General features: G+C 33.0%; 10 protein-coding genes. 4 read left to right on the forward strand and 6 right to left on the reverse strand.

All coding sequences use genetic code 11. The annotated features are described in order from the left end of the window. Positions 1 to 54: 54 nt before the first annotated feature. The 3 genes from pulA to PQF83_RS07670 form a co-directional block, all read right to left on the reverse strand. Entirely contained in the window at positions 55 to 2,613 is a 2,559-nt protein-coding gene (pulA, locus tag PQF83_RS07660; RefSeq protein ID WP_001178496.1) for a type I pullulanase, read from the reverse strand. A gap of 482 nt (positions 2,614 to 3,095) precedes the next feature. Further along, entirely contained in the window at positions 3,096 to 4,799 is a 1,704-nt protein-coding gene (locus PQF83_RS07665) for a M4 family metallopeptidase (RefSeq protein WP_002163626.1), read from the reverse strand. 382 nt (positions 4,800 to 5,181) lie between these two features. After that, positions 5,182 to 5,682 (reverse strand): AraC family transcriptional regulator, encoded by a 501-nt coding sequence (locus PQF83_RS07670; RefSeq protein ID WP_000869970.1) that lies wholly within the window; start codon positions 5,680 to 5,682, stop codon positions 5,182 to 5,184. Positions 5,683 to 5,901: 219 nt separating this feature from the next. Here PQF83_RS07670 and PQF83_RS07675 point away from each other — a divergent pair, with 219 nt between their 5' ends. Then, complete coding sequence (locus PQF83_RS07675; RefSeq protein WP_000589645.1) at positions 5,902 to 6,369, forward strand: VOC family protein; 468 nt, start codon at positions 5,902 to 5,904, stop codon at positions 6,367 to 6,369. 353 nt (positions 6,370 to 6,722) lie between these two features. Beyond that, positions 6,723 to 8,027 carry a preprotein translocase subunit SecY gene (gene secY, locus PQF83_RS07680; protein WP_000490140.1) on the forward strand — a complete coding sequence of 435 codons (1,305 nt, stop codon included), beginning with the start codon at positions 6,723 to 6,725 and terminating at the stop codon, positions 8,025 to 8,027. Positions 8,028 to 8,046: 19 nt separating this feature from the next. Here the strand turns inward: secY and PQF83_RS07685 are convergent, their stop codons facing one another. Beyond that, positions 8,047 to 9,078 carry a DnaA N-terminal domain-containing protein gene (locus tag PQF83_RS07685; protein ID WP_000700988.1) on the reverse strand — a complete coding sequence of 344 codons (1,032 nt, stop codon included), beginning with the start codon at positions 9,076 to 9,078 and terminating at the stop codon, positions 8,047 to 8,049. A 421-nt stretch (positions 9,079 to 9,499) separates the two neighbouring features. Between PQF83_RS07685 and PQF83_RS07690 the strand changes: the two genes are divergently transcribed. Continuing rightward, entirely contained in the window at positions 9,500 to 10,363 is an 864-nt protein-coding gene (locus PQF83_RS07690) for an alpha/beta fold hydrolase (RefSeq protein ID WP_000136574.1), read from the forward strand. Positions 10,364 to 10,472: 109 nt separating this feature from the next. Here PQF83_RS07690 and PQF83_RS07695 read toward each other — a convergent pair whose 3' ends face one another. Together PQF83_RS07695 and PQF83_RS07700 are read right to left on the reverse strand one after the other, a co-directional pair. Continuing rightward, on the reverse strand, positions 10,473 to 10,808 hold the full coding sequence (locus tag PQF83_RS07695) for a hypothetical protein (protein ID WP_001257755.1): 336 nt from the start codon (positions 10,806 to 10,808) through the stop codon (positions 10,473 to 10,475). Between the two features lie 11 nt (positions 10,809 to 10,819). Continuing rightward, complete coding sequence (locus PQF83_RS07700; protein ID WP_000025611.1) at positions 10,820 to 11,989, reverse strand: ParM/StbA family protein; 1,170 nt, start codon at positions 11,987 to 11,989, stop codon at positions 10,820 to 10,822. A gap of 209 nt (positions 11,990 to 12,198) precedes the next feature. Between PQF83_RS07700 and PQF83_RS07705 the strand changes: the two genes are divergently transcribed. Further along, the gene (locus PQF83_RS07705; RefSeq protein ID WP_001080322.1) at positions 12,199 to 12,603 is read left to right on the forward strand and encodes a hypothetical protein; all 405 of its coding nucleotides are present in this window, start codon (positions 12,199 to 12,201) and stop codon (positions 12,601 to 12,603) included. Positions 12,604 to 12,638: the final 35 nt, after the last annotated feature.

Here is a 12,638-nt window from a genome sequence, read left to right on the forward strand (position 1 = left end):
ACTATTTTAACTTTAAAAGCGAAGCGAAAACAATCTTTCGTTCGCTTTTGGCATTTATTTAATCGGTTTCTCTGTTTTTAAAACAAATGAACTTAATGCAGGAACTTTAATTTTATTGTCATGGACAACAGAAAGTGGTTTACTTCCCGCCTGCTTCCCGTCTACTAGTACTTTCCAAGGACCTTTCGATGGAAGTGTTATTTCAACAGCTTCTCTATTTGCATTGTGAGCCACCGTAAAGTATTCATTTTTATTCCCCTCTATTGTATAAGCTACAGTATTTTTCGGAGCATGAATAAATGATATATGTGTTTTTATTTGCTCTGCAGATGTCATTCGAAAAGCTGAGTACTTTTTGCGTAATTCTATTAAACCCTTCATATAATCTACTTCATTATTAAACGTTGCTCGGCGCAGCCAATCCATCTGGTTAATTGAATCTGGAGATTTGTAACTGTTATGATCACCATATTTCGTGCGCATAAACTCTTGTCCCGCATGTAAGAACGGAATACCTTGTGATGTTAATAAAATCGAAGAAGATAATTTATGCATTTGTTTTCGCACTTCTTCACTGTCACTTGGATTAGTCAACTCAAGTTTATCCCATAATGTATGATTATCATGCGCTTCCACATAAGTTAGCACCTGCTCTGGATCTTGGTAAGTCGACGAATTTGTATCGTAGTCAATGCCTGCGGTAATACCTTTTTTAATACGGTCTTCCATGTGTTCCTTTCCATTTACAAACCCATTTTCTTTCTCTTCAAATACACTACCTTTTAATCCATCACGTATATTATCGTTAAAATGAGCAATCCCTTTCATTTTCTCTGCATTTTTTTGATTTGCTTTCAACTCTGCTGCAAGAGGTGTATTTAAATCCCAACCTTCTCCATGCAGTATAATAGAAGGGTCAATTTGATTAACAGCTTTACGTATTTCATTCATTGTTTCATAATCATGAATACCCATTAAATCAAAACGGAATCCGTCTAAATTGTATTCTTTTGCCCAGTATGTTATTGAATCAATCATAAATTTCCTCATCATTTTTCGTTCTGAAGCAGTATCATTTCCTACACCAGTGCCATTTGCAAATGTTCCGTCTTCATTGTAACGATAATAATAACCTGGAACTAACTTATGAAAATTAGATTCAGTAGCATTATACATATGGTTATAAACTACATCCATAACAACGCGAAGGTTATTATCGTGCAATGTTTGAACCATTTGCTTTAATTCAGTTATTCGAACAGTTGGCTCATATGGATTTGTAGAATAAGATCCCTCTGGAACATTGAAATTTTTCGGATCATATCCCCAGTTATATTGTGGTTCGTTTACATTCTCTTCATTTACTGAAGCATAATCAAATATCGGTAAAAACTGAACGTGAGTAACACCAAGGTCCTTTATATGATCAAGTCCTGTTTTTACACCTTCTGGCCCTTTTGTTCCTTTTTCTGTTACACCTAAATATTTTCCTTTCTGTTTAATGCCACTTTCGGGCTGAATAGAAAGATCACGTACATGCAATTCATAAATAATAGCATCTTCCGGATTTTTTAATTTAGGCTTTTTGTTAGTGTTCCATTTTTTCGGATTTGTTTCTTCTAAATCAATAACCGCACCTTTATCTCCATTTACAGAAGCAGCACGTGCATAAGGATCAACTGCTTCTGTCCACTTATCACCAATTTTTACCTTATACGTATAATAGAGACCTTTTTGATTCCCTTTAAGTTCTGCTTTCCAGGTGCCCTTTTCACCTTGTTGCATATTTATTTCAGTACCTATTTTATCGTTCCATTTTTTATATGTAACTAACTTCGCTTCACTCGCAGTAGGAGCCCATACACGGAACTTTGTATGTTGCGCGGTATATGTATTTCCTAAATCGTTACCACCATAATAAAATAAATGATCAAATTCCTCACTACGAATGACTTTACCAATTTCAGTATTCGTATCAGCTAAGTTTTCTATTTTAACTTTGTATGTTTGTTTTAAATCAATTTTCTGTTCCGTAATTATTTTCACCTTATTCGTAATATCTCCACTGTTTATATCATAAGGAGTAATATTCTTAATTTTAATACCTTCAATTTCAATTTTCTGTTCCTTAATATGAAATGGAACATTCGTCGTTACAGTGATTTCATTGAAACTATCAATAGTTGCTTTTTGAATTGATAGATCCGAAGAAGGCTTAGCGTTATATACCTTTTCATCACCAGAAAGAATCCATACTTCAGCACGACCGTCCTTTATATTTTCAATCCAACGATCCCCACCATCTTTTTCCCACTCATTTGTACGAATGATGAATCCTACACGATTATAGTCACCATCTATATTAATCTTAGCGTACTTTCCAAATTCATCTTCACCAGTAAATTCATAAGATGTACCATTTGCATTTTCTCCCCATAACCAAAGATTCCAGTCTTTTGTATTTCCAAGCTGCTCTTTGTAATGAATGATAACTTCAGTTGTTTTCGAATTTGAAACTGCCTTTACACTTTGAAACGAGAAAACAGATGATAACATAACGATTATAGTAAGCAATAAAACTGATTTGTTAATTAATCTTTTTGTCATTTGCACTACATACACCCTTTCTTTAAATAGTACGGACGATTTATTATGCCCGTACTGCATTACACAATTTAAATTAATCTAGAAATCTCTTTTGCTTCCCCCCGTATTGGTTATTTTCACATATGTATTTCAATGATCTTTCCAATACGAAAACGTTTGCATTGATTGTTAAAAAAATAGTTTATTTATGTCTTCATATATCTGTAAATACGAAAAGATCAGGGAAATTATTTTAAAGCAATCGTTTGTTATCGCTTTCATTTTATAGCACTTCCCATTAAGGGGTCAATATATTATTAATTTTCTGTTTTTATATACTATAAACCTAAAATCTTTGTCGCAACTTCTTAAAGGTAGAGTACCTAATTATTGCTTAGTAAGTTTATTTTTCAAATACATTGGTATGAAAAAAACAGCTAATATCCTTAAAACGACATTAGCTGTTTTTCATAATGTAATAATATATGAATAAGAACTATATTTCTAACTTACTTAATTTTTGCTGCATCAAATGCCTTTTGTACTGTTTGAACTTCAGCTGAATTTGCACCATATTTGTTAGTTGCCACTCGAATACATGCTGATCTTAATTCTTTGAAATTAGAAGTCATGTTTAACTCATCTGTATTTGCGTAATAGAAAATATCAAACATTTTATCTTCACCAATTCCTTTAACAGTTACACCGTTATGAGTTCCGCCTTTTGCGATGAGATACGCAACTTTATTGATAATGCTTGAATTAAAATGAACGCCACCTTGATCCCATCCATTAAAATCATTAAATTCACTGTAATCATCTGGATAAGGTACTCCAAGTGAAGATGGAACAGAGGCTGGGTTTTCCATATCACGGAAGACAGATCCAGTTTGTTCTCCCATCGTCCAGTTAAAGCTTCCATTATTTACGTATTTCTCAATAGATGTTCCCATAATATCAGATAGTGCCTCATTAATCGCACCAGATTCACCGTAATATTCAAGATTAGATTCACTAGAAGTAACAGCATGTGTAAATTCATGGCCAGCTACGTCATATGCTTTGACGATAGGATCACCATATACAAGCATACTTCCATTATTAGCACTCAATGCATTCTGCCAATTTTTCGGATCATTCGTCTCTTCAGAATCCCAAGCGTGTACAACTGAAACTACCTTTTGTCCCTTATTATCAAAGCTATTACGGTTGTATTTATCTTTATAAAAATCAAAAACTTTTGTTGCTAAGTAATGAGCACTTACTGCTTTTGGATCGTTAAATGTTGTTGAAGTACTAGTTGCTAATGTACCAGGATAATAGCTTTCTTCTTTCGTAATATCTCTGTAATTCACATCATATGTTTCAATTCCTTGCCCTCTTGTATAATCAGCAAGAGCATATTTGCCATTACTTTGTTTAGAAATGCCAAATGAACGAGAGATACCTAAATCATCTTTGCCAGTGCCTGTTAATGACGTAAGACTGCTTTTTTTACTATTCTTTAAAGCGCTAACTAATTTGTCACTGGCTTTTAAGTTAGACTCTTGCACCATATTTTTTAACATATCACCATTTTGTGCATTTACTAAATATGTACCAGAAACATATTTTGGTGTGGCAGCTTCAAATGTAACCTGGTACGCATTGCTAGCTTGGCCATTATTTTCATCAACAAAAATAACTTCCTTAACTTCTGGCTCAGAAATAAAATTGATATCATTCCCGTACTTCGTATAAATATATTGTTTCGCTTCATCTTTTGATAGATTGATAGGTTGTTTCAATTCTTCTTGTTTTAAATTTTGCGCGCTATCACCTGAAACACTTTTAATAACACCGTTATGATCTACGTGTGCAGTTAATTGATGGCCATATACTTCTTTTCCTTCATATGTTTGCTGTATACGTACAAGTGTAGTCCCATCATATGAACCACGTTTTTGAAGAATTTTATAATCTACTCCAGTTTCTCCATTGACTTGCTTTGGAGAAAGAGCTTGTTCTGTTTTCTCCTTCAGAGCATCTTTTACTACATTCTCTGGTGCCTTTTGTGACGGTTGTGTAAGTTCACCTGAACGGAATGATTCCTCCTGAATTTGAACTTGTAGTTGATCTGTTTCCTCTGCATGACCTACTCCGTATGGTGCTACTGCTGTTAAAGCTAAACCTGTTGTTAATGCTACCTTAGTTAACGTCTTTTTGTTTTTCATTTTTTCACCTCGTATAATTTTGAAATAGAAAGCTTGTACAAAGTATACTTGCTGTTCCTGTCGAAAAAAAGGGAAAATACACAATTTATGTAACATTATGCAAAATTACATAATATAAGGACGATGATTCAAATTAAGAACAACTTATATAAGTGCATGAATTTCAATAAAAAAAGAGCACTTTAAGGTGCTCTTCAAATACGATTATAAATTATGCATTGTGTCATTTATTAGTATATGCTCGTCTCATTTAATTGTTTATTTAATGTTTTCTCTACCCAATAATCTTTTAAAAATATATCATCCAATACACCGGCATCCTCCGTTACTATTTGATTAGCAAATAAAAAATATAGTAAAGATAGTGCTAGATAGAAACATACTACTTATTTGCATTCATATTTATTGGTACTTTTTTAATTGGCACAAATAAATCAACCTTTAACTTTCCTTCTAAATCTTCTGCAACATTATTTAAGCAAAACTCTAAATTATCTCTATCATAATCTGCATCATACTCACTATTTGGTAGCCACTCTGCGTACATGTATTGATACGCTACACTTAATTTATGAGGTTCATCATAGAATTCGTATAGAGCGTATAGACCTCCATCTACACTTTTAAATTGCACACCCTCATGTTGTTCTTTCTCAAAGTTTTCAGGTATGGTCACGCAAGCATCATGTCGGCACATATGGCTTGCAACAAGTTCAGGATTATCTAATGAGATTCCGATAAATGATTGCTCCGGTGGATAAAGCTTATTTTCAATAGACCATTTCAATAACTTTCCCCAATGATCTTGTGGTTCAAAGTAACTACCAGTTCTTCTTATGAATGCCACTTCTAATGGTCGTAATTCTTTTACAACTACTTTCATCTATATCATCCCCTTATTAAGTATCTATTCAATTTATTTATCTTTCAATTTGATAAATCCCTTTTAAATAAACAAATTTCTTAATTGCATAAATCTTAATTGAAATAAGATTATTTACTACTAAAGTTGTATGTACTTTCATACTTTTACTCGATTCTATATTCTTTTTTAACAGCTATAGTAATGATAAGAAATTGTAAGAATAAAGGAGGATTTAAATTGATTAAAGGAATATACGAAGCACACTTACCGGTTAGCAATTTAAGAAACTCAATTGAATTTTATGAAAAACTAGGGTTGAAATTAGCTTGGAGCGATGAATCAACAGCATTCTTTTGGATTGAAGAAGGAATGAGTTGGCTGGGGTTATGGGAAGGTTCTGAATGTGAAACGAAATATCATCCTTCTTTACGTCATATTGCATTTAGAGTTTCATATGAGGATTTAAAAGAATCATTAAATTGGTTACACTCACTTCAAATTAAAGCTGTTCCGTTTGGGAGTAATGAATCTATTGCACCTTTTGTCCGTCCACATCAAGGTAATGCATCTGTTTATTTTATTGATCCAGATGGTAATAGCTTAGAACTTATTTGTCATATTATTGTACCTAATGCACTAAAACATATAACTAATAAATTATCCTTTAAAGATTGGGAGAAACTATTAGCTGACACATTCGAATGAATATTAGCTATAAATCATAATGTCTCACCTTTATTTTTATAACATGTATAATAATCCCTAATAATAATGTCCTATCAATTTATCATTAAATAAATGTAAAAAATGACCCTATTTATTCATTTTTCATGCGTATGTATGTACATTTGTTAATTTATTCGATATATTATGTGTATTGAATGATTACGAAAAACTTATAGCTCGCTAAAAATACCTTATATTTTTATATCCGTGAAAACTACAAAATGTATAAAATTCCATTTGTCAAATGAATTTAATGCGGAAGGAGGTTTGTGGTTACTTCATCGGGATATAATAATCAGTTTTAAACTGATAAAAATATAGGAGGCGATATAATGTTTCGTACGATTTCAAATTTCATGAGAGTAGCTGAGATAAGAAGGAAAATCCTTTTTACATTAGCGATGTTAATCGTTTTTCGAATTGGCACGTTTATTCCAGTTCCTCATACTAACGCAGAGGTATTAAAAGTACAAGATCAAGCTAACGTTTTAGGTATGCTAAACGTATTTGGCGGAGGAGCATTGCAACACTTCTCAATCTTTGCTGTAGGTATTACACCATATATTACAGCTTCCATTATAGTACAATTACTACAAATGGACGTCATACCAAAATTTTCGGAATGGGCAAAGCAAGGAGAAATGGGCCGTAAGAAATCAGCTCAATTTACTCGATACTTTACAATCATTCTCGCATTCATACAAGCCATTGGGATGTCTTATGGCTTTAATAATATAGCAGGTGGACAATTAATAACAGATCAAAGCTGGACTACATACTTATTTATTGCAACAGTTTTAACTGCAGGTACTGCATTTTTACTTTGGTTAGGTGAACAAATTACCGCTAACGGAGTAGGTAATGGTATTTCGATGATTATCTTCGCAGGACTTGTAGCAGCGATTCCAAATGTTGCGAATCAAATTTATTTACAACAATTTCAAAATGCAGGCGATCAATTATTCATGCACATCATAAAAATGGTCTTAATTGGTCTTATAATTTTAGCGATAGTTGTTGGGGTTATTTACATTCAACAAGCTGTGCGTAAAATACCGATTCAATATGCAAAAGCTGTTTCAGGAAACAATCAATATCAAGGAGCAAAAAACACTCATTTACCTCTAAAAGTAAATAGTGCTGGTGTAATTCCAGTCATCTTTGCTTCCGCATTTTTAATGACGCCGCGTACAATTGCGCAGCTCTTCCCTGATTCAAGCGTATCAAAATGGTTAGTTGCAAACCTTGATTTCGCACATCCAATTGGAATGACCCTATATGTAGGTCTTATCGTTGCTTTCACATACTTCTATGCATTTATTCAAGTAAATCCTGAACAAATGGCAGAGAATTTGAAAAAACAAAATGGATATGTACCTGGTATTCGTCCTGGTAAATCAACAGAACAATATGTAACGAAAATTTTATACCGTTTAACATTTATCGGTGCAATTTTCTTAGGTGCAATTTCAATTTTACCGCTTGTATTCACAAAGATTGCTACATTACCACCTTCTGCACAAATTGGTGGTACAAGCTTACTGATCATTGTCGGTGTGGCACTTGAAACAATGAAAACGTTAGAAAGTCAGCTTGTAAAACGTCATTATAAAGGGTTTATAAAAAAAGCGAATTAAGTAAAAAAAACACAGTTGGTTATTTTTCCAACTGTGTTTTTAATTCTACTGCATCTAATTTTTCTACTAATGTACCAATGATCTTTTCCAAGTTCATTATTTTTTCTTCTAGGGCTCGAATGCGTTTATTGCTCTCGTCTACATCGTTATATTTTAAACTGTTATTGGATACTTTGAACTGCTCCCCTAATTCGGAAGTGATATCTTTAATAGTTGATTTTTCAGCATTACCTAGTGCATTTGTATTTGATTTTAATTCAAATTGAAGCTTATATGTATTTCCAGTTAACTCTTTTGCTATTTGCGAAATTAAATCTTTATAAGACTTTTTAACCCACTCTTGTTGGAATTCGTTTTCAAAATAAATGATTAATGAATCTTCATTTATTCTAGCTGTCGTTTCTTTGACCCATGTTTCATATGATGGTCTCGAAATTGTTAATTGCATTTTTTCTTTTATTTTATTCCAAATTGTACTGGATTCCTCTTGTTCCGAAGTAAGTTGATTCTTTTGCACATGATGAATCTGAGCTATTGAAGTAGCATTTGATTTTATTTCAAACCAAATTTGATATTCTTCATTAGAAAGTTTCTGTACGGTACTTGAAATTATATTTTTATACTCACCTTCAAGCAAATCACGATGAAACGCATCTTCACAAAAGATTATTACTTTATTATCTTTTATCGTAGCGTTTGTATTTCTAATCCATGTCATAAATGTTTTCTCTGCTATTTTAGGTCTTAATGCTTTCTTTACTTCATCCCAGCTACTAAGCTTTTCTTTTTGGACATCTTTCAAGTTAGATGGTTCGCCATTACATAGATCAAACTGAATTTCAAAAGTCGTATTAAACATTTCTCTTAATGTATTAAATACTAATTCTTTATAATGAGATTCTAACCAGTCACGTGCAAATTCATTTGGACAATAAATTGTTAATATATCATCCTCTAAATAAACAGTAGTATTCGTAAACCAAGTTTCATATGATGGTTTTGAAATTTGCGGTCGAATTTTTTCCTTTACTTCAGTCCAATTTATTTTCATAATAACTCCCCTCTTCTTACAGATCTCTTTCATATAGCTTAATAATATTACGCCTTTCCAATAAATAAAGTCAATCCGTATCATGAATAAAATGAAACATGTTTATATTCACTCAAAATATAAGCTTCTCTAACGCCTTCTTCATTTTAATACCTCGTTATTCTTAACAACTGGTTTTAAAACTGGTCTGTCTTTTCATTCTTCAACACTACTATATTGATCTATAACAATTGCTTTCATGTCCTCTCCCTTGCTGTTTATTTTAATAACATACAATTATTTCTCAAAATTTTTCCCCTTAAATTATCATAAACTTATTTTTGAGGGTAATTACGCAAAAAACAAAGCAAATCTAACACACAACTTAGAGTCATTCAAAATTTTATGTTTAATTACATTCAAAAGAAATGGAGAGAACTCTATGACTGAAAAGATATTTAAAATAAACGAGATTGATATATGTACAGAAAGCTTTGGAAACCCTAAAAATCCAGCTATTTTATTAATTATGGGTGCTACGTGTTCAATGGTTTATTGGGATGAAGAATTTTGTGAACAGTTGGCTAACACGGGGAAATTTGTTATTCGTTTTGATAACCGTGATGTGGGACGCTCTGTCGCATATGAACCTGGAACTTCTAATTATTCCGTTACGGATATGGCTGAAGATGCAATTGGGGTACTAGATGCTTATCATATTGACAAAGCGCATCTATTTGGTATGTCTTTAGGCGGTATGATCGCTCAAATTGCTGCTGTAAAACATCCCGAAAGAATATTAACATTAACATTACTAGCTACAAGTGTGATAGGCTCTGACAATAACACACGTGACTTACCCCCGATGGATGAAAGAATTTTAACACATCACGCAAATGGCACGCATTTAGATTGGACAAATGAAAATATTGTAGCAGAATATTTAGTTTCAGGGTCCCGTCTATTATGCGGGTCCAAACGCACATTTGATGAAAAAAGAGTCTATAATCAAGTAAAACAAGAAATTGAACGAGCTAACAATTTATTAAGCATGTTTAATCACGCTTTACTTCAAGGCGATGATGCATATGAAGGGGTGCTTCACTCCATACAAGCACCTACATTAGTCATTCACGGAACAGACGATACCGCACTCCCTTTTGAACATGGTCTAGCACTTATCGATGAGATTCCTAACTCAGCTCTATTAACTCTTGAAGGCGCTGGACATGAGATTCATCCTGATGACTGGGAAGACATCATTCATACTGTTACTGAACATACAGCCAAAATAATAGAAAAATAATGAATAGGAGGGGCACGCCGCAATTTGTGTCCCCCTATCTTTACATGTAAAAACGCCCATCACTGTATCCGTATGTATAGTGATGGGCAATATTTATATTTTTCTATGTTTAAAAAAACGGACAATCTAATTGATCAACAGCTTCCCATGTTTTTTTTTTTATATTATCGGTGGATTTATTTGCTTCTAGTGGTAAGCTTTTAAAAGGATTAACTTCTACTTTTAATAAAGATGATGGCTCAACGTATAACGAGAAAACATGGCTACTTGGTATAGCTTTTGACACATCAATATCTCCTACTTGTTTAAAAAGTTGCTGCGCTGCAAAGAAAAAGAAGTTGGTTGGATTTGATTGTTTATTCAGCCATGCAAGCATTTCAGGTGATACTGACTTATGAATATTAATTTTTACTCGGTCACCACGTTTATATCGCCTAGATCGCATACTTCCACCAACTAACTTATTGTTAAGTTTGTAAATCCTAACTCTTTTTGCTTATGCTCTCTATATTTTGGCGAACAAGTGTAGACTAATAATCCACGTGCATTTGTAAATAATGGATTATCTACAAAGATTACATTTGTTAAACGCCCTTTTTGTTTTAAAATCATTTTCAGGCTATTTTTTATGATAACTGCGCCCCCGCCATAAATAAAAACATATGGATCGTCTTTCATATCATCAATTTTGTTAATAATATCCGTTGCAACGCGCGCTGCTAAACCTAATAGTGCTGGTTGTGATTCCTCAACTAATAATGCATTTCTAGGGTGTTTATCGTTTAAATAAATTTGATTGAATTCTGTAATACTATCAATTGTCTTTGTTGGATACTTCCGGTTCCATCTCGTAATAATTTGTAGTAACGTTTCTTTCACACCGTACGATAAACCCTTACTTAGTTGTGGTCTAAAGTTTACACCTAGTGAAACGACTTCTTCTGTCGTTCCTGCACCAATATCAAAAGATAATAATGTTTTATCAACAAAATCAATTTCTGACACTTTATTTTGTTCACATTCTATTTTATGTTTTACAACATTTCCTTCTTCATCATATACAATGCCCCACGTCCCAGAAGCACCCTCAGGTAGGCATTTGCAATATTCGATGGAAATATTAATTGTAACATCACGTCCGTTTGGATAATGGAACACAACCTTATGATTCCCCATATAACGTTTCGCATTTTCCGCCGCTATTTCTTGTGTAATAAGCTGCATAGGGAGAGCAACAGATAAATCATATCGAATGTTAATGTGGCTAGAAGTTGGACTTTGACGCATAGCACTTACCGCTAAACCAGATAGAATCGTAATAACCATTAACTCATCAGTTGACTTATTCGATTTCTTCTCAACCTCAGTACCTTTTAATTGATCTTGAATGACTTTTTCTCCAACGATATACCGCACATTATTTAACATTAACGATGGAGAACTAATGGTCACGTCAATGTGATTTTCTAATTCAGATAATGAAACATCTCCCTCATCTAACAATCCTGTAGGCTCTCCTATATATAAAGCATATATACTCGGAATAAAAATAGGATCTTGCCCTTTCACCATTAACTTCAAACCGTTATTTCCTGCATCAGCACCAGCTTTTAAAAGAATAGACATAACTACCCCCTAAATTAATCTGACATCCCTTCCAAATATATGCGAGCCCATTCTTTTACATTCAAATGTAATGTAATTTTTTATTAATCATAAAAACAAAATATCATATTCTCGGCTCTATATGTAAAAAGTATTTGACATGAAACTTTTCCAATTTTATACTATAATTGTAAAGAGTTTTTTACAACAGTGGAGGTGCCATTTTTCATATGAATCGCAAAAAATTCATTTTAATAACAATCGTTTTATCATTACTTGGAGTGCTTATACACGGGGCTTATAAATACATCGCTGAAGGTGCGATTTTAGGTGGAACAATTTTCACAAGCGCTTTAATACTTAGCTACCTTATCAATCATATTACATGGGGAGATCCTCACGGTGTATCAGAAGAAAGTCAAGATGAAATGGGACAACAAATTACATATAAAAGCTCTAAAATTGCATATTTTACGCTCGTAGTTGTAATGTTCCTTATATTACTCTTCTCTGAAGGGTTTTCTATGGGAGCTAATTTAAATGGGGTTAAAAACTTCCCTCTTTTTATTGCACTGTGCTCTTCATTCTTTATTCACCCTATTGTCGAGCTTATAGTCGCAAAACAATATAAATAAAAAGATGAGATTTTCTTTATACAGAAAATCTCATC

The organism is Bacillus sp. FF-1, from assembly GCF_028548245.1.
Lineage (GTDB): Bacteria > Bacillota > Bacilli > Bacillales > Bacillaceae_G > Bacillus_A > Bacillus_A paranthracis.

Bases quoted from the DNA above. Each gene is read 5' to 3' on its own strand.
- PQF83_RS07665 (WP_002163626.1), bottom strand. From the start codon at position 4,799: ATGAAAAACAAAAAGACGTTAACTAAGGTAGCATTAACAACAGGTTTA.
- PQF83_RS07670 (WP_000869970.1), bottom strand. From the start codon at position 5,682: ATGAAAGTAGTTGTAAAAGAATTACGACCATTAGAAGTGGCATTCATA.
- secY (WP_000490140.1), top strand. From the start codon at position 6,723: ATGTTTCGTACGATTTCAAATTTCATGAGAGTAGCTGAGATAAGAAGG.
- PQF83_RS07685 (WP_000700988.1), bottom strand. From the start codon at position 9,078: ATGAAAATAAATTGGACTGAAGTAAAGGAAAAAATTCGACCGCAAATT.
- PQF83_RS07690 (WP_000136574.1), top strand. From the start codon at position 9,500: ATGACTGAAAAGATATTTAAAATAAACGAGATTGATATATGTACAGAA.
- PQF83_RS07695 (WP_001257755.1), bottom strand. From the start codon at position 10,808: ATGCGATCTAGGCGATATAAACGTGGTGACCGAGTAAAAATTAATATT.
- PQF83_RS07700 (WP_000025611.1), bottom strand. From the start codon at position 11,989: ATGTCTATTCTTTTAAAAGCTGGTGCTGATGCAGGAAATAACGGTTTG.
- PQF83_RS07705 (WP_001080322.1), top strand. From the start codon at position 12,199: ATGAATCGCAAAAAATTCATTTTAATAACAATCGTTTTATCATTACTT.